The organism is Paractinoplanes brasiliensis (genome assembly GCF_004362215.1).
In the GTDB taxonomy this organism is placed as follows: Bacteria; Actinomycetota; Actinomycetes; order Mycobacteriales; family Micromonosporaceae; genus Actinoplanes; species Actinoplanes brasiliensis.
In genome coordinates this window covers 1,164,556-1,185,101 of the sequence record NZ_SNWR01000001.1, presented here as the reverse complement: position 1 = coordinate 1,185,101, position 20,546 = coordinate 1,164,556, and the positions used below count along the sequence as shown (strand labels likewise).

At 72.5% G+C, this 20,546-nt stretch carries 16 protein-coding genes; 8 read left to right on the top strand and 8 right to left on the bottom strand.

Going from position 1 to position 20,546, the window contains the following annotated elements:
* Positions 1–133: 133 nt before the first annotated feature.
* The gene (locus C8E87_RS04890) at positions 134–1,960 is read right to left on the bottom strand and encodes a sensor domain-containing diguanylate cyclase (protein WP_133871975.1); all 1,827 of its coding nucleotides are present in this window, start codon (positions 1,958–1,960) and stop codon (positions 134–136) included.
* A 294-nt stretch (positions 1,961–2,254) separates the two neighbouring features.
* Between C8E87_RS04890 and C8E87_RS04885 the strand changes: the two genes are divergently transcribed.
* On the top strand, positions 2,255–2,686 hold the full coding sequence (locus tag C8E87_RS04885) for a DoxX family protein (protein WP_133871974.1): 432 nt from the start codon (positions 2,255–2,257) through the stop codon (positions 2,684–2,686).
* A gap of 3 nt (positions 2,687–2,689) precedes the next feature.
* Here the strand turns inward: C8E87_RS04885 and C8E87_RS46275 are convergent, their stop codons facing one another.
* Positions 2,690–5,842: a helix-turn-helix transcriptional regulator gene (locus C8E87_RS46275; RefSeq protein ID WP_166661087.1), complete on the bottom strand. Its 3,153-nt coding sequence runs from the start codon at positions 5,840–5,842 to the stop codon at positions 2,690–2,692.
* Positions 5,843–5,936: 94 nt separating this feature from the next.
* Between C8E87_RS46275 and C8E87_RS04875 the strand changes: the two genes are divergently transcribed.
* A complete protein-coding gene (locus tag C8E87_RS04875) occupies positions 5,937–6,719 on the top strand; it encodes a class I SAM-dependent methyltransferase (RefSeq protein WP_166661086.1) in 783 nt (260 codons plus the stop codon).
* Between the two features lie 116 nt (positions 6,720–6,835).
* Here the strand turns inward: C8E87_RS04875 and C8E87_RS04870 are convergent, their stop codons facing one another.
* Positions 6,836–7,417, bottom strand: coding sequence for a hypothetical protein (locus tag C8E87_RS04870; protein ID WP_133871971.1), 582 nt, complete (start codon positions 7,415–7,417; stop codon positions 6,836–6,838).
* 7 nt (positions 7,418–7,424) lie between these two features.
* Positions 7,425–8,327: a M28 family metallopeptidase gene (locus C8E87_RS04865; protein ID WP_166661085.1), complete on the bottom strand. Its 903-nt coding sequence runs from the start codon at positions 8,325–8,327 to the stop codon at positions 7,425–7,427.
* A 95-nt stretch (positions 8,328–8,422) separates the two neighbouring features.
* On the opposite strand from C8E87_RS04865, the gene C8E87_RS04860 reads away from it, so the two are divergent.
* Positions 8,423–8,623: a hypothetical protein gene (locus tag C8E87_RS04860; protein WP_133871969.1), complete on the top strand. Its 201-nt coding sequence runs from the start codon at positions 8,423–8,425 to the stop codon at positions 8,621–8,623.
* Here the strand turns inward: C8E87_RS04860 and C8E87_RS04855 are convergent.
* The gene (locus tag C8E87_RS04855) at positions 8,620–11,595 is read right to left on the bottom strand and encodes an MGH1-like glycoside hydrolase domain-containing protein (RefSeq protein ID WP_133871968.1); all 2,976 of its coding nucleotides are present in this window, start codon (positions 11,593–11,595) and stop codon (positions 8,620–8,622) included. The two genes, C8E87_RS04860 and C8E87_RS04855, sit on opposite strands and share 4 nt — an antisense overlap.
* Positions 11,596–11,684: 89 nt before the next feature.
* Positions 11,685–12,464 (bottom strand): DUF6928 family protein, encoded by a 780-nt coding sequence (locus C8E87_RS04850; RefSeq protein ID WP_133871967.1) that lies wholly within the window; start codon positions 12,462–12,464, stop codon positions 11,685–11,687.
* Positions 12,465–12,564: 100 nt separating this feature from the next.
* Between C8E87_RS04850 and C8E87_RS04845 the strand changes: the two genes are divergently transcribed.
* Both C8E87_RS04845 and C8E87_RS04840 read left to right on the top strand, forming a co-directional pair.
* A complete protein-coding gene (locus C8E87_RS04845; RefSeq protein WP_133871966.1) occupies positions 12,565–13,002 on the top strand; it encodes a hypothetical protein in 438 nt (145 codons plus the stop codon).
* 164 nt (positions 13,003–13,166) lie between these two features.
* Positions 13,167–14,399: a glycoside hydrolase family 16 protein gene (locus C8E87_RS04840; RefSeq protein WP_133871965.1), complete on the top strand. Its 1,233-nt coding sequence runs from the start codon at positions 13,167–13,169 to the stop codon at positions 14,397–14,399.
* A 76-nt stretch (positions 14,400–14,475) separates the two neighbouring features.
* Here C8E87_RS04840 and C8E87_RS04835 read toward each other — a convergent pair whose 3' ends face one another.
* Positions 14,476–16,371, bottom strand: a complete 1,896-nt coding sequence (locus C8E87_RS04835; RefSeq protein ID WP_133871964.1) for a putative bifunctional diguanylate cyclase/phosphodiesterase — start codon at positions 16,369–16,371, stop codon at positions 14,476–14,478.
* A 116-nt stretch (positions 16,372–16,487) separates the two neighbouring features.
* Positions 16,488–17,486, bottom strand: coding sequence for an aldo/keto reductase (locus C8E87_RS04830; protein ID WP_133871963.1), 999 nt, complete (start codon positions 17,484–17,486; stop codon positions 16,488–16,490).
* A gap of 102 nt (positions 17,487–17,588) precedes the next feature.
* On the opposite strand from C8E87_RS04830, the gene C8E87_RS04825 reads away from it, so the two are divergent.
* The 3 genes from C8E87_RS04825 to C8E87_RS04815 all read left to right on the top strand — a co-directional run bounded on the left by C8E87_RS04825 (position 17,589) and on the right by C8E87_RS04815 (position 20,528).
* Entirely contained in the window at positions 17,589–18,431 is an 843-nt protein-coding gene (locus C8E87_RS04825; protein ID WP_133871962.1) for a helix-turn-helix transcriptional regulator, read from the top strand.
* A 30-nt stretch (positions 18,432–18,461) separates the two neighbouring features.
* Entirely contained in the window at positions 18,462–19,172 is a 711-nt protein-coding gene (locus tag C8E87_RS04820; protein ID WP_133871961.1) for a CPBP family intramembrane glutamic endopeptidase, read from the top strand.
* Positions 19,173–19,244: 72 nt separating this feature from the next.
* Positions 19,245–20,528: a cytochrome P450 gene (locus C8E87_RS04815; RefSeq protein ID WP_133871960.1), complete on the top strand. Its 1,284-nt coding sequence runs from the start codon at positions 19,245–19,247 to the stop codon at positions 20,526–20,528.
* Positions 20,529–20,546 lie beyond the last annotated feature (18 nt).

Sequence of the window (20,546 nt, the reverse complement as noted above, 5' to 3'; positions counted from 1 at the left end):
CCGATCCACCGCCTGCCGCCTGCCGCCTGCCGCCCACCGCCTGCCGCCCCACCGCCCGCCGGGCGCCGAGCCGGCCCCGCGCGCCGAGCCTGACCCGCGCGCCGAGCCTGACCGAAGCGCGGGGCTTGCGCGCCTACTGGACCGGCGTCAGGGCCGGTCCTCTGCGCCGGGCCTTGTTGCGGTACATCGCCGCGTCGGCGTCCCTGAGCAGCCGGCCGGCCTCCCCGGCGGTGCCCGTCGACACCCCGATGCTGGCGCCGACAGCCACCTCGGGCCCGTCGGGCAGCCGGATCGGCTCGGCCAGGGCGAGCGCGATGTGCTCGGCCCGGCCGGCCGCCGCGTCGGCGTCGAAGCCGGGCAGCAGCACCGCGAACTCGTCCCCGCCGAGGCGCACGGCCAGGCCGGAACCGGACGTCCCGGCCGCCAGCCGCTCGGCGACGACGGTCAGCACCTGGTCGCCGGTGTGGTGCCCGTGCCGGTCGTTGATCGGCTTGAACCCGTCGAGGTCGATCAGCAGCACGCTGACCTGCCCGTCCGGCCGGGCGGCGAGCCGCTGCTCGAGCAGGCTGCGGTTGCCCAGGCCGGTGAGCGGGTCGTGCGTGGCCTGGTGGCGCAGCTTGTCGTGCAGCGCCCTCGCCTCGGTGACGTCGCGGGCGTTGAAGACGATCGCGTTCACGCTCGGATTCGGCGTCAGGTCCACCCCGACGACCTGAAGCCACCGGTACGACCCGTCGCTGTGCCGCAGGCGCACCTGCACCTCGGCCTCGACGCCCGGCTGCTCGGCGAGCCGCCGCATGAACTCGCGCAGCACCGGCATGTCCTCGGGGTGCATCCGGTCGGCCAGCGCCGAGCCGTCGAGCTCCTGGGCGTCGATGCCCAGCACCTTCCGCACGGCCGGGGTGGCGAACCGCGTCGAGCCGTCGGACCCGACCACGAACGTGACGTCCGACGAGTGCTGCAGCAGCGACCGGAACCATTCGCGGCTGCGGTCGATCTCCTCGGTGAGGCGCTCGGTGTCCGTGAACGCGGCGACCTGCCGGCTCAGAACCAGCGCGGTGATGCCGACGGCGCCGATCGTGACACCCCAGACGCGCAGGTCACCGCCGCGGCCGATCAGGGCCGCGATCAGCAGCAGTTGCACCGCGCCGACCGCCACGTACGGGAGACGGCTTGACCGCCGCTTCTCGGCGGGACCCTTGCGCGTGGCGCCACGGCGCATCCGCAGCTCCTGGTAACGCATGCCGACCGGCATCAACAGGCACGGCACGAGCTGGGAGGCGTAGATGACGCCGGGGTCCTCGGTGCCGGTCAGCAGCGTCACCGTGGAGGCCGCGATGGCCGTGCCGATGACGCCGGTGGTGGCCACGAAGCCGGGGCCGCGGTCGAACGGGGCGGTGCCGCTGAGCAGCAGCTTGAGCAGCCCGACGGCGATCAGCACCATGACCGCGGAGGTGACGAGCGCGCCGGCCAGCTCGGCGGTGTCGCCCTCGGTCACGACCTGGGCCAGCACGAAGTACCAGAGGAAGACGATGACCGCGGTCAGCACCGTGGCGGCGTCGAGCCACAGCCGCAGCCGTTGCCGCCCGGACCCGCCCAGCGGGTGGAGCAGCATCGCGACGACCACGATGACCATGCCCGCCACGACCAGCCCGGTCTGGATCGGGCTGGGCCGGTGGTCGGCGCCCTCCAGCACGGCGAGAACGGTCTGGTACCCGTCGCCGAGGGCGCCGGCCGTGCAGGCAATTGTCACCGCACGCCAGAAGCGCAGCGCGTGCCGGTTGCCGGCCGCGGCCCGGGTCAGGCGCCACGCGAACACCACGTTGAGCACGTCGAGGCACGTCTGCACGCCCCAGGACGTGGTCGCGCCGCCCGGCCCGGCGAGGAACCACAACACGATCGCGACGCTGAACGCGGCGAGCCCGGCCATGGCGGGGTCGGGCCTGCGCGCGAGGACCCTCATGCAGGCTCCGTTCGGTGGCCGTCCATGTCCCTCACCATCGGCAGCCGCTGCCGGTACGTGAGCACTCGACTGCTTTCGGTGATGGCCGGTCGGCGAGGCGGTGTGACCGAAACCACTGGCTCTGAGTTCCCTTTGAGATACACCGCGTGATCAGCGCCTGTCGCGTGGCCGACACTTCCGGACAACTGATCGATCCCGCCTCATGGGGGTCGAAGGGGTTGAAAACGCTTGGCCGAGCAGGCGTTACTCATTAGCGTACGTCGATGTATTAGTCCCCCAGGAGAAGGAGGAAGCATGGACACGCATCGGTTCTCCGGCCCGTTCTGGTCGGTTTTCCGCATCGTCATCGGCCTGCTCTTCACGTTGCACGGCGCCCGGACGGTCCTCGGCCTGTTCGGCGGCGTGGAAGGCTCCGGCGACCCGGCCCCCATGGGCGCCTGGCCGGGCTGGTGGGCAGGCCTCATCCAGCTCGTCTGCGGCATCCTCGTGATGGCCGGAGTGCTCACGAGGCCGGCGGCCGTCCTGGCGTCCGGTTCCATGGCGTACGCGTATTTCGTCGTGCACCAGCCGCAGGGCCTGCTGCCCATCGAGAACGGCGGCGTCTCACCGGCCCTGTACGCGTGGGCGTTCCTCGCCATCGCCGTCCTCGGCGCCGGCCCCTGGTCGGTCGACGCGCTGCTCAAACGCCGCAACGGCGAACGAACCCTGACCGCAGCGCCCCGGTAACGCTCACGAGCGCCGTCCTCGGGTTCCTGCGGAGGAACCCGCCGGCCGCGCCACCCCCGCCGGGCCCAGCGCCGCCGTCAGATCGCGCCGCGAGGCGATGCCCAGCTTGTGATACGCGTGGGCCAGATGCGTCTCGACCGTTCGCCGGCTCAACGTCAGCCGCACCGCGATCTCCCGGTTGGTCAGCCCGCCCGCGGCCATCCCCGCCACCTGCTGCTCAGCCTCGGTCAGCGCCGCCGGCCCGCTCGTGGCAACCCGCCGCGGCCGCGCGCCCGCCGCATGCAGCTCAGCCATCGCCCGCCCCGCCAGCCGATGCGCCCCTCCCTCCACGGCGATCTCAAGCCCCGTACGCAACGGGGCCCGCGCCCTGTCCGGCCGCCCGGCCCGCCGCAGGGCACTGCCGAGCCTGACCATCGCGTACGCCCGAGCCAGCCGTTCCGGCGTCCCCTCACACACCGCCACCGCCCGCTCCAGCAGCGCCGGCCTCTCCTCCCGCCCCGCAGTCGCCGCCGCAACCTGCAACGCCCGGCTGAGCGCCCCCGCCGCCCCCACCGCCTCGGCCAGCTCCAGATGCTCCGCAGCCAGTCTCCCCGCCGCGCCTCGCCCCCCGCCGTTCACATCCCGGCCCGGACCGTCTCGGCCCCCGTCCTCGCCCGGAGCGTCCCGGCCCGCGGGATCTCGGCCCGCGCCCGTGTCCGTGCCCGCGGCGTCTCGGCCCGTGCCCGTGCCCGTGGCGTCCCGGCCCGCGACCCCGCCCATGGCCAGCAACGGCGCGACCAGGTCGGCCCGCCACGAGGCCAGCCCCGGATGCCGCACCCCCAGCCCTTCCCACATCCGCCCGGCCGCCCGCAGGTCGGCGATCGCCTCGACCGGCCGTTCCTGTGCCCACCGCAACCGCCCCCGGCTCTGCAGGAACATCGGGCTGCTCAACCCGTACGGCGGTGGCTCCCCCGGGAACGCGGTAGCGATCAACGCCTCGGCCTCGGCGCACCGATCCGCCTCGACCAGGGCATCCACCAGCGGGCACAACGCGAACAGCAAACCCTCCGGCGGCGTGTTGCTGCTCAGCTTGAACTCGACCGCCGCCCGCGCGTCCAGCACCGCCTCGGTGACCAGTCCCGCCGGCAGCACCGCCAGTGACCGCAGGAACCGCCCGTGCGCCACCGTGCTGAGCCACCCGCGTGGGCCCGCCGCGGCCGCCACCCGTTCGCTCATCAGCCGAGCCGCCTCCAGATCCCCGTTGGCGATCAGCGTCAGCCCGGCCACCGTGGGCAGCACCGAGTCCTTCTCGCCGTCCAGCACCCCGCTTTCCATCACCGGCCGCAGGACAGCCAGGTTGTCCCCGGCCGCCCGCCCCGCGAACGTGTCATCGACCGCCGCGACCACCCGCCACAACGGCAGCACCGGCTCCTGCACCCGGCACCGCCGCGCATACGCCCGGGCGAGCGGCATGCTGCGCGCATCCATCCCGGCGGCCCCCGCGATCTCGGCGTCGAGGCGAGCCACCGTGTCCGCCGGAATGCGAGCCCAGGTTACGCCCTCGTCACCCCGGCGCCCCGAGTTGTCCACAGCCGGCGCCGTGCCCACTTTGTCCGAACCGGGGTTGTCCACAGGCCCCGGCCCAAGATCCTTGACAACCGAATACTCTGGGCCCGCCCCCTGGCGGGGCGGGGTGGGGTGGTTGGGGGCCGCGCCCCGATCGAGCGGCCCGGCGTGGCTGGGGAAGACACCCAGGCCGGGCTCGGTGGGGCCGCTGGAAGAGCCGCCCACCGCCGAGACCGCCCGCCCAGCGCCCCCGTCCAGCCCCAGCCGGCAGACCGCGATTGCCGCCGCCCCGTGGCCGCCGATGGCCAGAGCCCGCCCGCACCGCAGAGCCGCCTCGGCCCGAGCCGCCGGGTCAGCGATCCGCGCCACCGCCTCATGAGCCAGCGCCTGAGCCCCCTCCTGCCGTACGGCCGCCAGAACCAGTGCCAACTCCAACCGCACAGCGGCGTCAGAGGCCGGATCCACAGCGGGTTCCAGCAGGGCCCGCCGCAGATAGGCCGCCGCGCTCTCCGGCGCCCCACGCCCGGCGGCCCGCGCCGCAGCCGAACGCAACCAGACCACCACCTCGGCCCGCCCAGCCGGCTCGACCCGCAGCAGGTGCACCGCCGTACGCTCGGGGTCTGCTCCTCGCGACGCCAGCAGCGACGCCGCCCGCGCATGCCACAGCCCCAGCGACGCCGCCCCCAGCTGCCCGGTGAGCGCCGAAGCGATCATCGGGTTGGCCGGTGACCAGTCCTCGTGGGACAGCACCCCCGCTGCCCGCAGCGTGTCAGCACACGCCGCCGCCCGCTCCGGCGTCAACCCGGCGAGTTCCGCCGCGTCCGCGAGCCGCACCCCGGTGCCGAGCACAGCCACCCCGGTCGCCAGTTCCGCACACCCGTCCGGCAGGCGCGCGAGCCGCAACGACAACCACCGGGCAACCTCCGCGGGGCTCACCGCCGGCGCCGAGTGCCCGTCCGAGTGGGCCAGCAAGGCTTTCAGCAGGTACGGGTTCCCTCCGCTGGCAACATGGCACGCGTCCACGAACGACGGCGACGCCCCGGGGAACCGCTCCCGCACCAGCTCGGCCGAGCGCGCGGCTTCCAGCGGCCCCACCGTGACCACCGTCCCCGCCAGCAGTTCGCCGAGCACGGACGATCCCGTCTCCACGGCCAGCACGAGCGTCAGCGCCATCTCGTCCACCCGCCGGGCCACCGCCGCCAGCCAGTGCTGCGACGCGATGTCGGCCCAGTGCGCGTCGTCCACGAACAGGACAGTGGGGTTGCGGGCGGCCACCGCCGCGGTCAGGCAGAACAGCCAATGCGTGGCCGCGTGGGGCCCGTCCAGGGGTTCCCCGCCGTCGAGAACCAGCGCGGCCGGCTTCGGACCCAGGTCGGGCGTGTCCCGCAGAAGGGCGAACGCCTGCCGGGCAGTCCCGAACGGGTAGTCCCGGTCGAGCGGGTTCCCACGCGCCCGCAGCACGGTCAGGCCCAGCTCGCGGGCGTGCGTCACCGCCGCGGCCACCAGGGTGCTCTTGCCTGTCCCGGCATCGCCCTGGACGGTCAGCAACCGACCCGAGCCCGTCGCGGCCGCCTGCAGCGCCTCGGCCACCTCGGGCTGACAACCGATCATGCGTACGCCAAATCTCCGTAGAGCCTCCACGATGCCCCCGCCCGTCCGTCCGGGCCAGCCTGAAGCCGATGCCCGACAGTCGAGGGGGAAGAGCATGAGCACGTACGTCCTGGGCCGCACACCCGAGGAGCACGAACGGCTGCGCCGGCAGGCCGCGGTCTGGCAACCCGCCACCGCCCGCCTGCTCGATCAGGTGGGGCTGTCGCCGGGCGACCGTTGTCTCGACGCCGGCTGCGGCACCGGCGCGGTGATGGAGCTGATGGCCGCCCGCGGCGCCCGGGTGACCGGAATCGATCTCGACACCGAGCTGGGGGAGAAGGCCGCCGCCGGCGCCGGCGGGACGTTCGTCCGGGCCGATCTGGACAGCGACGACGACGCCGTGCCCCCGCAGAGCTTCGACGTCGTCTACGGCCGCCTGGTCCTGCTGCACCTCAACGACCCCGTCGCCGCACTCCGCCGGATGTGGCGGTGGGTCGCGCCGGGCGGCAAGCTGGTCGTGCAGGACTACGACATGGACGCGGTGGAGTCGGTCCCGCCGTTGCCGGTGGTCGACGAGTGGCGGCGGGTCTTCCTCGGCGCGTTCGCCGGGGCCGGCCGCGACCACCGGATCGGCTTGCGGCTGCCCGCGCTGTTCGCCGAGGCGGGGATCGGCGCGCCCGGCCTCACCGACGTGGCCGGCCGGCTCGGCACCATGGCGGACTCGGCCGGCATGCTCTCCGCGACCTACCGCAGCATCGCCCCGCTGGCGCTGCGGCTCGGCCTGATCACCGAGGAGCAGCGCGACCGGTTCCCGGCCGACATGGACGACGCGATGCGCGCGCACCCCGGCCACCTGGCCGTGTGGCCGCTGTTGATCGGGGCGGTCAGAAGCCGATAGCGCTCTGCGCGGGATCAGCCGGTGGGCCGCCCGTACCGCCCGTCCTCGACGCGTCGTGACCGAGGACCGCCACACTCTTCGAGCCACAGCCTGCGGAGGCCTGAGCGGCTGATCCCCTATCGGGAGCCGAGGGTCGACACGTGGATGGTGCGGTGGCTGAAGAAGACGGGGACCGGGGCGTTGCCGTCGGCGCGGTACTTGGCGGTGAACGTGGTGCGGCCGGGACGCAGGCCGTCGATGACCGTGGTGGCGGTGAAGCTCTGGGTCACGGTGTAGGGATGCTCGACGCCGCTCACGGACAGGAAGGAACGGCCGGCGCCGGCCAGGCTGGGTGGGCGTGCGTTGGCGCCGGTCAGCTCGAAGGCGACCGCGCCGCCCTGGGAGAGGACGTCGTCGGTCGAGGAGCCGTAGACGATCGTGGCGCCCACGGTGACGGTGCAACGTCCGGAACGGCCGACGATCACGGTGGCGGACGGGCCGGGCGTCGGCAGGTCGACGAACCTTTCGGTGACCCGGGCGGCCTCCACGGCGGCGACCGTGGCGGCGTCGACGTCCGGCGGACCGGGGACGCGGAACCGGATGACGGCCCACGTCCCGGCCACCCCGCCGGCCAGCCCGCACGCGGCCGAGACCAGCAGATGCCGCCGCGAGAAGCCGGGCGGGCCGGAGGGCGGCGGCCCCGACAGGTCGATGGTCACGGCCCGCTCAGTTCAGCGCCTCGGCGACAACGGCGGCGTTCATCCGCAGGATGGCCACGGCCACGGCGAGGTCCAGCCCGGCGAGCGTGTCCCGCGGCGTGTGCTCGTCGGTGTTGAGCTGATCCTCCCCCTCGATGGTCAGCACCGCCGGGAGGCCGGCGTCGATGAAGGGCACGTGGTCGGAGGCGAACGGCTCGAGCGAGACGAACACTTCCAGGTCGGTGACGTCGTGCGCGGCCCGCGCCAGCGCGTCGATCGCGGACTGTGACACCGGCGCGCCCTCCAGCAGCACCGACGGGGTGGCCGTGTTGCGGCGGCCGATCATGTCCATGTTGAGGGCCAGGGTGATCCTCGACCGTTCCTCCCCGGCGAGCCCCGCCACGTGCACGCGGCTGCCGTGCAGCCCCTGCTCCTCGCCGCCGAACAGGACTATGCGCAGGTCGTGGGCGGCGTCGGCGGTGGCCAGCACGCGGGCCAGTTCGAGCGCCCCGGCCGCCCCGGACGCGTTGTCGTCAGCGCCCGGCGCCGGCGCCCCGATCACGCCGGTCTGGTTGACGGAGTCGAGGTGGGCCATGACGTAGACCAGCCGCTCCCCGTCGCCCGGGCGGTCGGCGACGACGTTCACCGTCTCCCGGCCGCCCACAGCGACCGTTTCCGAGCGGGTCGCGTAGCCCAGGGCGGCCAGCCGCTCGCCGGCCTGCCGCGCGGCGTCGAGGTAGTGCGGCGAGAACGAGTGCCGGGTCGGGTGGGCGGTGAGCTCCTCGAGAACTTCGCGGTAGCTCTCCGTCGAGATGTCATCGGCCGGGCCGGCATTGCGGCGGGCAACGGATGCCGGGCGTGCGAGCAGCACCGGCTGGGGCCGTACGGTGGACCGGCGGCGACAGCCGTCGGCGGGGCTGACTGCGTCCATAGCGCAGTCTAGGTCCGGCCCGCCCTCAGCGGCAGCCCCGGACATCCGCGCCCGGCCGGCTGGTTCGGGTGGCGGCCGTCCCGCACACTGCGGACATGGAGATCCTCATCGTGGCGGCTGTTCTCGCCGTCATTGTCCTCGTGGTCGCCGTCCGCGTCTCCCGGCGTTCCCGGCCCGGCCGCCGGGGCGATGGGGACGGCGGCGACGGTGGTGAAGATTTCACCTGGTCGCGTGGCAACTACCACGACGGCGGCGACTGGAGCGACGGCGGCGGCGGTGGTGGTGGCGGCGATTAGCGGCCGCGCACCGTCACCCGGTTGAGGGTGAGCCTGCCCGCGTCGAGGCGCAGGCCGAACGCCGGGTTGCCGGAGACCGCGGCCAGTGGCGCGGTGTGGATCAGAGTCCACGCGCCGTTGCGTTCGTGCCATGTGGTCAGCGTGCCCGAGCGGGCCAGCACGGCGAACCTGTCCCCGGCCTGCCACTTCACGGCCGCGCAGCAGCCGCCGTCGGGCTGGCCCGCGCCGTTGAGCCGGATGTCGGCGCCGGACGTGCCGAAGTGGTTGTTGTACCAGGCCAGCGCGTTGGTGGGGTCGCCCGACGAGAGGCCCAGGAACAGGCTGTCCTCGGGGGAGGAGCCGGCGAACGAGGACGGCTCGACGATCACCGCTGTGCCGCCCGCCGACGCCGCCACGGGCGCGGCCAGCACGGCGAACGACCGGGAGCTCGCGGAAGCGGTGAGCGTGCCACCGGCGACGGTCAGGGCTGGGGACGGCTCGGCCGCGGGGTGGTCGACCCGGTACTGCGCCAGGCGGTCGGCCGAGAAGTCGTCGTCCCAGAGCGTCACCGGATAGTTGGCCGGGTCGAACTGGTACGACGTCGGCAGCACCGACCCGCTCGTCCCGGCGTCCGATCGGGCCAGCACCCGCAGAGGCAGCCCGGCCAGGGGATCGGCGGCCGGCGGCACCGTCACGTCCCACGTCGTCGTCGCCGTGGCGCCGGCTTTCAGAACCGGGAACTGCACCGGCGTACGGGGGCGGGCCGTCCACCCTCGCGGCAGTTCCAGAGACACCCGTACGCCGGGAACGGTCTTCGCCGCCGTCACGCGCGTCTGCACGGTGGTGGCGATTCCGGCGTCGACGGCCAGGGAATTGCTCGTGAATCGCGCGCTCAGCCGGGAATCGGGCGCCCGCCACACCTGCAGGGCCGTGATGCCGACCGCCCCGCCGTCGTTTCGTGTGGGAATAACTCGCAGGCGATCGGTGGTGAGCGGCGGGTTCACGAGAATGCGATTGAGGGCCCGGCCCACCGGCGTGGCGGGGGAACGCTGCTGCCCGGGAACCTCCACCCACGCGCCGGCGGAATTCTGGTACTGCAGCGCATACGCGTCCGGGGTGCGAACACCGCCGCCGTCGTCGTAGAAGTCGATGCGTACGTCGGAAACGGTGGCCGGGGCGCCGAAGTCGACGGCCAGCCAGTCCGACGCGTTCGGCGACTGCCAGGTGGTCCAGCGCGTGGTCGGCACATCGAGGTGGAAGTTCTGGCCGTCGATGGCGTTGGCCGCGCTGTCGCCCCGCCAGGTGTACGAGGCCGTGGCCATCGGAAAACCGGTTTCCCGTACGTTCGCCGCATCGTCGACAAGTTCCGGCTGACCCGTGGCGTTCTGCGGCGCGGGGACATTCAGCCGCACATCGCCGAGCGTGGCCCGCGCCAATCGCTGCACACCGTCGACGTAGACGCGCATTCCGGCGCCCCGGCCGTAGGCGCTGCCGTCGCGATCCCACAGCACCGTCAGGTTGTGCCCGTGATACGGCACGTTCTCGACCGCGAAATGGCTCCAGGACGACGGAACCAGGGGCGCCACCCGTACGGTGTTGTCGGGCTGCGGCCGGATGCCGAGCAGCCCCGACAGCACCAGGTCGGTGAACGTCGAATGGTTGTAGTCCTCGGAATGCCCGGCGCCGTCGTAGATCCAGCGGTCCTCGTCCGGGTGGTGCGCCTCGGCCACGTACGGCTGGCCGTTCTTGCGCTGGGTCAGCGCGTAGCCGCGCAGAATCGCCGTGTAGTCGTCCCTGTTCACATAGGGCTGGGCGGGATGGTCGAGCAGCTGGTTGGCCAGCGCGGTCAGGGTCTGGCTGGTCGCGAACGGCCAGCTCGGCCCGTCCCAGCGGCAGCAGCCGTTGAGCGCCTCGTGCATGAACCAGCGGCTGCGGCGCTCGGTAGTGGTCGGCCCGAACGGCGCGGCGAAACCCTGCGGGTCGGTCAATTGCGCCCACGCCACCGATTTGTCCGCCGATGGCATGCCGAAGTACCACGGGATGAAGCCGATCTGTTCCCGGTCGGCGAGCCGGGTGTCCTGCCCCTTCATGACGTGCTTGTAGAACGAGCCGTCCCACATCACCCGGTCGGTGGCGGTCTTCAGCGCCGCGGCCTCGTTCTCGTAGCGCTGGGCGGCCGCGGTGTCGCCGGTCCGGCGCTTCAACAGGGCCAGGGCACGCGCATCACCGTACTGATAGGCATTGAGGGTCGGCCGGTAACCGTCGCCGCCGTGATAGGGATCGGAGCTCTGGTAGGAACTGGCGGTGAACTCCATCGCGTCCCACACCGGCGTCTGCCAGTAGACGCCGCGCGCCGCGTCGAAGTTGGTGCGTTTCCAGCCCTCGTACTGCTTCTCCAGCGCGGCCATACGGTCGGTGAGGAACTTCCAGTCCCCGGTCACCTCGGCCCGCGCCACCGCGGCGTCGACGGCCCAGAACGAATACTGGTGGGCCCAGTCGGTCGTGTTCTTGTTCAGGTCCTCGGTGGCCGGTTTGGCCTCGGACCCCGAACCGGTGAGCCAGTAGTCGAGGTAGTCGTCGAGATAACGGCGGTCCCGCAGCCAGCGGCCTTCGTAGAGGTGATGCCCGGCCGCCGCGTTGATCCCGCCGAACGGCGCCGAATAGCCGACCGGCCCGAGGAATTCCGAGACGATCCAGCCGTCCTTGGGGCCGGTGTATTTGAGCGCCTCCTTGAAGGTGCGCCACCGGTAGTAGTACGTCTTCTCGATCTCGGCGTCGGGCAGGTCGACGAAGGGAATGTTCGCCTCGTACCAGTCCGGTTCGGGGTTGGTGCCGAGCAGGGCGCGGTGGTCGAGGAATTGCGTCGCCGCGCCCACCGGCGGATAGAGCGGCGGCGCCGCAGCGGCCGCCTCCGCGGGTGAGCCGGGAGCGAGCAGCCCTCCGATCAGGCTCAGCGTTGCGACGGCCCCGAGATGCTTCCGACCAATCACCATCGCACGCTCCCCAGAGCCGAACGACCAAGAGTGCTCAGAGTCAAACATCGGCACCCATCGACGTCAAGGCCGGGCGGGACGGAGTCCGGTCAGAACTGGTCCGGCGGGTGCTGCCTCTCGAACTCGTTCCAGCTGACCTCGCGCAGGTCGCCGTCCGGGCCTCGTTGGTAGATCCGCAATGGGCCCAGGCCGCTCCGGATCTGCTCGGCGGCGGCCTCGCGGGTCTCCTGTTCCTTGCCGGACGGGTCGGTGACCCGGAAGACGTGCACGGGCACGTCGTCGGGGTCGATGTCGGCGGGCTCGCGGCGGCCCTCGATCGTAAAACCGAACAGGGCGCGCAGAGCCTCCTCGCCCAGCTCCAGCGGGTGGAACGGCAACGGGTACGGACCCTGGTCCGGGAACATCGGCTCGACCGGGTGCTCGCCCGCCCAGTACGGGCGCTCGAACTCGTACGGCTCGCCGATGTTCTCCTCGATGCCGCCGTCGGGCGACAGGCTCAGCGAGCGGACCAGCTTGCCGTCCTCCCAGACCGCGAAGCCGAGCCAGTCAACCACCGAGTGCATGCCGTGCAGGACGATCCGCCGCCCGGCCCCGGCCTCGATCAGGTGCTCGGGCAGCTCGGACGGGCGGTCGAGCACCAGCCGCTGATCGCACACGAGCTCGGCCCCGGCCAGCACCGCGACGTGGGCGACGTCCTCCGGCGGGTAGGTCACGTCGAGCGTGCTCACACCGGCCGGCGTCACCGCGTACCCAGGAAAAATCTTGTGGAGGAGGGCCTCGGCCGGGCCCGGATCGGGCGCGGCCGGGCCCGGCAGCACCTGCCGTAGGTCGCCGTCGGTGAAAGCGAGTATCGCGGTCTTCGCGCCCATGATCGGCACCCTACCCGGCAGAGACCTGCGGGCGGCTGACGCGTTGGTGTTGTGGTGGCTCGTCCGGGTCGCCGTTCGCCTCTGATCAAGGAGTGCTTCAGTGCGCCCTCTTGTCTCCCGTACGCTCGGTGCGGTTGTTGCCGTCGGAGCGGTGCTCGGCGCTGCCGTGACACCCGCCGCGGCCGCCGGTGACAACACGTTCCGGCTTCGCGCCGGCAGTGTGGTCGCTCATGGCTCGTACGGCCACATGATGAGCATCCCGGAAAGGCCGGTGCCGCCGTTCCGCATCGTCGGGACGATGACCGGGCGCAGCGTGTTCGGCTGCGCCGTGATCCAGGTCGGGCGCAGCGGTCCCGCCGACGGCCTCGAGTGGCGCACGGTCGGCAAGCACTGCGGGGCGGGCCGCCGCAGCTTCGACGCGCAGGCGACCTACCTGTTCCGCGGGGTCAAGCCGCCCGTACGGCTGTGCGCGGGCTGGTCGACCGCCCAGGCCGAGCGTGGCCGTCGGTGTGACGTCTACCGGCCGCCGGCGCAATGATCACCTGATCGGCTGTCCCGGCGCGACGGCGTACGGGGGGCAATCGGCCGGCGGTTGAAAGGGCAGGGCTGCCGCCGGCCCGATACGTCCGGCTTGACGGAGGCTATCTATCTATTAAGACTGTTACAGATTATCCCCTCTCCTCTCCCCGGAGGATTTCCCCCATGCGTAAGTCCAGGTTCTTCATCGCGGCGACCGCCTTGGTGGTCGCCCTCGGAGCGGGCCTCGCGGTCGGCTCCCGCAGTGACACGGCCGAGGCGGCCGTCGTCTGGAACGAAGACTTCAACGGCCCGGCGGGCAGCGGTGTCGACCAGTCGAAATGGAACTTCGACGTCGGCGGCCACGGCTGGGGCAACGAGGAGTTGCAGTACTACACCAACGGCACCAGCAACGTCGCCATGAACGGGCAGGGCCAGCTCGTCATCACCGCCCGCAAGGGCAGCGGCGGCAACAACTGCTGGAACGGCGCCTGCCAGTTCACCTCGGGCCGCATCCAGACCTCGGGCAAGTTCACCCAGCAGTACGGGCACATCGAGGCGCGCATCCAGGTCCCCAACGGCTCCGGTCTGTGGCCCGCGTTCTGGATGCTCGGCGGCGGCAACTGGCCTGCCGACGGCGAGATCGACATCATGGAGGTCGTCGGCCGCGAGCCCAACCAGCTGTTCGGCACCCTGCACGGCCCCGGCTACTCCGGCGGCAACGCGTACGGCCAGCTGATCACCTCGGGGACCCCGTGGCACCAGGCCTTCCACACGTACGCCGTGGACTGGTCGCCCAACCTGATCGTGTGGACCGTGGACGGCCGGGAGTTCTTCCGCGCCACCCCCGACTCGCTGCGCGCCGCCAAGGGCAACGTCAACTGGGTCTTCAACCACGGCTTCTTCATCATCCTCAACCTGGCCGTGGGCGGGAACTTCGGGCAGGGCAACCCGGCCGGCCTGCCCGCCGAGAGCAAGATGCTGATCGACTACGTGCACGTCAGCACCTCCACCACCACGCCCCCGCCGACCGGTGGCGGCAACGCGCTCAAGTCCAGCCTGAGCGGCCGCTGCATCGACATCCCGGGCGCCAACCCGGCCGACGGGTCCCGCCTGCAGACGTACGACTGCAACGGCACCGCCGCCCAGCAGTGGACGGCCAACGGCGACGGCACGATGCGCGCCATGGGCAAGTGCATGGACCCGGCCGGCGGCGCGCTCGCCAACGGCACCCCGATCCAGCTGGTCACGTGCAACGGCAACCCGGTGCAGCGGTTCACCCTGTCGGGCGCCGGCGACCTGGTCAACGTGTCGGCCAACAAGTGCGTCGACGTGAAGGACCGCAACACCGCCAACGGCGCGCAGTTGCAGCTGTGGGACTGCAGCGGCGAGCCCAACCAGAAGTGGACCCGCGCCTGACCTGACCGGCCCGCTGGGCGCTGACAACCATCCGATGGTGGCCGGCGTCCAGCGGCCCGCCGTCGGTGCAGGGGGGTCAGGCCGTCTGCAGGGTGTGCGACAGCTGCTCGGTCAGCGCGCCCGCCGTCATGGGCTTGGCGAAGTGGTAGCCCTGGGCCGTGTCGCAGCCGATCTCGCGCAGCGCCTCGACCGCCGCCGCGTCCTCGACGCCCTCGGCCACCACGGTCAGGCCGAGGCGGTGGCCCAGCTCGACCGTCGAGGCGACCAGGGCGCGGCTGCTGTTGTTCTCGGCGATGTCCAGCACGAACGAGCGGTCGATCTTCAGTTCGGCGATCGGCAGGATCTTCAGGTACGTCATCGAGGAGTAGCCGGTGCCGTAGTCGTCGATCGATGCCTTGACGCCGGCCGCGCGCAGCCGGTCCAGCGCCTCGATCGCGGTGTCCGGGTCGCTCATCAGGGCGTACTCGGTAACCTCGATCGACAGCAGCCCGCCCGGCACACCGGTCTCGGCGAGCAGCGCCGCCACCCGCCCCGGGAAGTCGGGGTCGAGCAGGCTGCGGGCCGAGATGTTGACGGCGATCGGCACCCGGTGGCCGGCGTCGAGCCAGGCGCGGGCCTGGCGCAGGGCGATCGTCAGCACGCGCTCGGTGAAACGGTGCATGAGGTTGGTGACCTCGAGGACCGGGATGAACTCGTCCGGCGAGATCGGGCCGCGCTCCGGGTGGTTCCAGCGGGCCAGCGCCTCGACGCCCACCAGCTCGCCGCCGCCCACGGTCACCTTGGGCTGGTAGTTGAGGGTCAGCTGATCGGGGTCGTCCAGGGCCCGCCGCAGGTCGCCCAGCAGCGACAGGCGGGCCGCGACGTCCTGCCGCTGCTCCTCGCGGTAGCGGTGGAACCCGGCGCGGTGCTGCTTGGCCTCGTGCATGGCGGTGTCGGCGTGCCGCAGCACGGCGGCCACGTCCTCACCCTCGCCGGCCGTGTGGGCGCCGATGCTCACCTCCAGGTCGACCGTCACCTCGTCGAGCACGAACGAGCGGTCGAACGCCTCGGTGAGCCGGCCCGCGATGGTCTCGCCGATCTGCGGGTCCTCGTCGTGCAGCAGGACGGCGAACTCGTCGCCGCCGAGCCGGGCCACCACGTCGTCGCCGGAACGCACCAGCGACCTCAGCCGGCGGCCCGCCTCGACCAGCAGCAGGTCGCCGATGCGGTCCCCGAGCTGCTCGTTGACGTCGCGGAAGCCGTCCACGTTGACGACGAGCACGGTGGGCCGGCCGTCCGCGACGGCCTGCGCGGCCCGTTTGGTGAAGGCGGTGCGGTTGCGCAGCCCGGTCAGCCGGTCGGTGGCGGCCATCGCCTCGACCTGCCTGCGCAGGGCCCGGGTGGACAGGCCCAGGCCGGCCATCACGACCAGGCCGAACACGAACACCACGAGGACCACGACGACCGAGTTGCGCGAGTCGCGGAGCGAACCGGCCTGTTTGCGCTCGTAGTCGGCGAGGTGCTCGTTCTGCTCGTCGATCAGGCTGTTCGTCATCGAGATGTACTCGGGTTCGAGCACCTCCTCGAGGGTCACCTGGGCCGCGCCCCGGTCGCCGCGGTCGATCTGGGCCAGGAACGCGGCCAGCACCGTGCGCAGGTTGCGGTGCTGCTCGGCCACGGCGTCGGCGTTGTTGGTGTGGGGGGAGTCGAGCGCCGCCATCCGGGCCATGGCGGCGATCGTACGGTCGTGGGCCGTGAGCAGCTCGTACCGCTCCTCGCCGTCCCGCACCAGCATCGTGGCCTGCAGCTTCGCCATCTCGGAGGCCAGCGCGAACGAGGCCGCGTGGTAGGCGTGGGTGTCGTTGCCGGCCGCGGCCACGGCACGCACCCGCTGCGCCTGCTGCCAGTTTGCCAGTACGGCGTAACCGGCCAGGCCGGCCAGCAGGACAGCCAGCACCGCCGGGATCACGCGAGGCGCGCGCAGGAACCGCACCGGCTGTCCTCCGTCCGTCCTCGCGCGGGCCGGTCTGGCCCGCTACTGCGAGTTTCGGACGTGACGGGTCGCTCTTGACGGCCGTCCCGGGTGCGAAACGGGTGCAGGTCGCCCGGTCAGTTGCCCGCGCCCAGGTGGCCCATCATCGCGGTCGGGTAGCGGTTACCCCGGGCGGCGCCGGCCGGCACGGCCCTCTCGATCTCGGCCAGGTCGTCGGCGGTCAGCTTCAGGTCGAGGGCCGGCAACGCCTCGGCCAGGCGCTCGCGGGTGCGCGCCCCGGCCAGCGGGACGATGTCGTCGCCCTGCGCCGCCACCCATGCGATCACCAGCTGGGCCACCGTGCTGCCCTTGGCCGCGGCCACCCGGCGCAGGGCGTCGACCAGCGCCAGGTTGTGGTTCAGGTTGTCGCCGGCGAACCGCGGGGTCATGGCGCGGAAGTCGCCCGGATCGGCGCCGCGCGCGGCGTTCCAGTGCCCCGAGATCAAACCCCGCCCGAGGACCCCGTACGCGGTCAGGCCGATGCCCAGTTCCCGCAGCGTGGGCAGGATCTCGCGCTCGACGGCCCGCGAGATCAGCGAGTACTCGATCTGCAGGTCGGCGATCGGGTGCACGGCGTGGGCGCGGCGGATCGTCTCCGCGTTGACCTCGGAGAGCCCGACGTGCCGGACGTACCCGGCGTCGATCATCTCCTTGATCGCGCCGACCGTGTCCTCGATCGGGACCGTGGGGTCGAGACGGGCGGGACGGTAGATGTCGATGTGGTCGGTGCCGAGGCGGTTGAGCGAGTACGCCAAGTAGTTCCTCACGGCCGCGGGCCGCCCGTCGTTGCCTCCCCACGAGTGGTCGGGGCCGCGCAGCGCCCCGAACTTCACGCTCAGCTGGTAGCTGTCGCGGGGCCGGCCGCGCAACGCCTCGGCCAGCAGCATCTCGTTGTGGCCCATGCCGTAGAAGTCGCCGGTGTCGATCAGCGTGACGCCCGCGTCCAGCGCCGCTTGCACCGTGGCGATGCTCTCCGTGCGATCCGGATTGCCGTAGACGCCGTCCGACATGCCCATCGCGCCGAGGCCGAGCACCGAGACGGCGGGACCGTCACTACCCAGGTTTCGTGTCTGCATGAGCCCACCCTGCACCGGCCTCGGCGGGGGGTGCAGCGGAGCGCTTATCGGGGGAGTGCCGCTCTCTGGATGCCCCCCGGCCCGGCGAGCGAGGATGGTCGCATGCAACGAGCCGAGCTGGCCGACTTCCTGCGCCGCCGCCGCGAGGCGATCCGCCCGGCCGAGGTGGGCCTGGCCGACGGCCCGCGCCGGCGCACGACCGGGTTGCGCCGCGAGGAGGTCGCGATGCTGGCCGGCATGTCGTCCGATTACGTCGTACGCCTCGAGCAGTGCCGCAGCAGCCGGCCGTCGACCCAGGTCCTGGCGGCGCTGGCCCGCGCGTTGCGGCTCACCGACGACGAGCGCGACCACCTGTTCCACCTGGCCGGGCATCAGCCCCCGCCACCCGACGGCGCCGCCCGCCTGGCCCGCTCCGGTCTCGTACGGATGCTGGACCTGCTCGGCGACACCGCGGCGCTGGTGCTGTCCGACCTGGGGGAGACGCTCGCGCAGAACCGGGGTTCGCTGCTGCTGACCGGCGACCAGACCCGGCACAGCGGTGACCAGCGCTACCACGTGTACCGCTGGTTCACCGACCCGGCGACGCGTGCCGTGCACCCCGCCGAGGAACACGATCGTCTGACCCGCGCGACGGTGGCGGACCTGCGGGCGGTGGCCGGCCGCCGGCATGACGACCCTTCCCTCGTACGGCTGGTCGAGCGCTTGTCCGCGGAAAGTGACGAATTCCGCGTCCGGTGGGCCGAACACGAGGTCGAGGTGCGGCGCGCCGACCGCAAGACGTTCCTCGATCCGCGGGTCGGTCCCCTGGTCATGGACTGCGAGACGCTCATGACCCCCGATCAACGGCAGGTTCTGCTCGTGCTCACCCCGGCAGACGCGCCGTCACGTGAGCGCTACGAGCTGTTGCGAGTGCTGGGCCTGCAGGAGTTCGCCGCCGGAGTATGACGGCCGCATCCGGGTACTCTTCCCCGCGTCATGCCTCCACGCCGCCTTTTTCTCCTGCTCGGCGCCGTCGTCCTGATCCTTGCCGCGGTCAACGTGGCGGACAAGTTCGGCCCGCGCCACACCGGCCTGGTGGCCGGCCCGCTCGTCGCCGTGATCCTGCTGCTGCTCGCCCGCCGGGCCGGCCTCACGTGGCACGACCTGGGACTCTCCCGCCGTACGCTGGTGCCCGGCCTGAAGTACGCGGTCGGCGCGATCCTGGCCGTGGCGGTCGTGTACGCCATCGGCGTCGCCCTGCCGTGGACCCGGCCCGCGTTCCACGACGTCCGCTACCACCTGCACCCCGGCGCGGCCCTGATGGCGGCGTTCATCATCGTGCCGCTGGGCACCGTGCTGCTCGAGGAGATCGCCTTCCGCGGCGTCCTGATGGGCCTGGTCAACCGCCACCGCGGCGCCGTCTGGGCCAGCATCACCTCGTCGGTGCTGTTCGGCCTGTGGCACATCCTGCCCTCCCTGCGCCTCAACTCGGCCAACCAGGCCGTCGGCGCCGCCGTCGGAGCGGGCACGCCCGGCCGCATCCTGGCCGTTCTGGGCGCCGTGGCCTTCACCGCCCTGGCCGGCCTGCTGCTGTGCGAGCTGCGCCGCCGCAGCGGAAGCCTGCTGGCAGCTGCCGCCCTGCACTGGGCCACCAACGGCCTCGGCCTGCTGATCGCCGCCGGGCTGGCCACCACCCGCCTCGCCTGACGCAGCCTTGGGGGCGGGGATCGTCTCCTCTCGCGGGCGGCGGATCGACGGGCATGAACGTACGGTAAGGGCATGGATGTGGCGCTTCCTGCCGGGCCCGGCACCTCCCGCCTCGTACAGTCGCTGCAGTTCGCGGTGTCGCGCCGGGGCACCATGGAACGGCTCCGGCGGCGGTACGGGTCGGCGTTCAGCGTGGAATCGCTCAACCTCGGGCGCATGGTGATGCTGGCCGACCCGGCCGAGGTGCGGGAACTGTTCCAGACCTCGCCCGAGCTGGCCGACACGCCCGATGCCAACCTGGGCTCGGTGCTGGGGCCAGGGTCGTTCTTCGCCATCTCCGGTGAGGAGCACCGCCGCCAGCGCAAGCTGCTCACTCCCCCGTTCCATGGGCGCCGGCTGCGGGCGTACGAGGAAATCATCGAGGCCGAGACGAGACGCGAGACGGCGTCGTGGCCCCAGGGGCGGGAGTTCCCGGTGATGCCGTCGACGATGCGGATCACGCTGAACGTCATCCTGCGGGCGGTCTTCGGGGCCGACGGGGAGGAGCTCGACGAGCTGCGCGCGCTGCTGCCCAAGGCCGTACGGCTCGGCTCGGTGCTGGCCGTGCTGCCGGTGTTGCGGCGTGACCTCGGCGGGCAGGGACCGGGCGCCCGGTTCGACCGGCACCGCAAGCGCTACGACGAGATCGTCGACGTGCTCATCGAGCGGGCGCGGGCCGATCCGGAGCCGGGCAAGCGCGACGACGTGCTCGCCATGCTGGTGCAGGCCCGCTACGACGACGGGTCGCCGATGGACCGCGACCAGATCGCCGACCAGCTGCTCACGCTGCTCGCCGCCGGGCACGAGACCACCGCCACCACGCTGGCCTGGGCGGTGGAACGGCTGCGACGCCACCCCGGGGTGCTCGACAGGCTCGGCGACGGACGCGACGACGCGTTGCTCGACGCGACGATCACCGAGGTGCAGCGGGTGCGGCCGGTCATCGAGATGACGTCGCGGCAGGTGCGGGCGGAGTCGCTGCGGATCGGCCGCTGGACCCTGCCGCGGGGCACTGTGGTCACGGCGTGCATCGCGCTGCTGCACGACGACCCGTCGCTGTTCCCCGAGCCCGGCCGGTTCGACCCCGGCAGGTTCACCGACGGCCGGGCCGAGATGTACGGGTGGATCCCGTTCGGCGGCGGTGTGCGGCGCTGCCTGGGCGCCGCGTTCGCCTCGCTCGAGATGCGCGTCGTCCTGCGCACGATCCTGCGCGACTTCGTCGTCGAGCCGACCACCGCCGCCCCGGAACGCTCCCACAACCGTGGCATCGCCGTCGCCCCGGCCCGCGGCGGCCGTGTGGTGGTCCGGCGCCGATAACCCGCCCGCCCTGGCTTT

What these genes read in the sequence shown, in the direction of transcription:
- C8E87_RS04890 (WP_133871975.1), bottom strand. Translation starts at nt 1,960, where the DNA reads ATGAGGGTCCTCGCGCGCAGGCCCGACCCCGCCATGGCCGGGCTCGCC.
- C8E87_RS04885 (WP_133871974.1), top strand. Translation starts at nt 2,255, where the DNA reads ATGGACACGCATCGGTTCTCCGGCCCGTTCTGGTCGGTTTTCCGCATC.
- C8E87_RS46275 (WP_166661087.1), bottom strand. Translation starts at nt 5,842, where the DNA reads ATGATCGGTTGTCAGCCCGAGGTGGCCGAGGCGCTGCAGGCGGCCGCG.
- C8E87_RS04875 (WP_166661086.1), top strand. Translation starts at nt 5,937, where the DNA reads ATGAGCACGTACGTCCTGGGCCGCACACCCGAGGAGCACGAACGGCTG.
- C8E87_RS04865 (WP_166661085.1), bottom strand. Translation starts at nt 8,327, where the DNA reads ATGGACGCAGTCAGCCCCGCCGACGGCTGTCGCCGCCGGTCCACCGTA.
- C8E87_RS04860 (WP_133871969.1), top strand. Translation starts at nt 8,423, where the DNA reads ATGGAGATCCTCATCGTGGCGGCTGTTCTCGCCGTCATTGTCCTCGTG.
- C8E87_RS04855 (WP_133871968.1), bottom strand. Translation starts at nt 11,595, where the DNA reads ATGGTGATTGGTCGGAAGCATCTCGGGGCCGTCGCAACGCTGAGCCTG.
- C8E87_RS04850 (WP_133871967.1), bottom strand. Translation starts at nt 12,464, where the DNA reads ATGGGCGCGAAGACCGCGATACTCGCTTTCACCGACGGCGACCTACGG.
- C8E87_RS04840 (WP_133871965.1), top strand. Translation starts at nt 13,167, where the DNA reads ATGCGTAAGTCCAGGTTCTTCATCGCGGCGACCGCCTTGGTGGTCGCC.
- C8E87_RS04830 (WP_133871963.1), bottom strand. Translation starts at nt 17,486, where the DNA reads ATGCAGACACGAAACCTGGGTAGTGACGGTCCCGCCGTCTCGGTGCTC.
- C8E87_RS04825 (WP_133871962.1), top strand. Translation starts at nt 17,589, where the DNA reads ATGCAACGAGCCGAGCTGGCCGACTTCCTGCGCCGCCGCCGCGAGGCG.
- C8E87_RS04820 (WP_133871961.1), top strand. Translation starts at nt 18,462, where the DNA reads ATGCCTCCACGCCGCCTTTTTCTCCTGCTCGGCGCCGTCGTCCTGATC.
- C8E87_RS04815 (WP_133871960.1), top strand. Translation starts at nt 19,245, where the DNA reads ATGGATGTGGCGCTTCCTGCCGGGCCCGGCACCTCCCGCCTCGTACAG.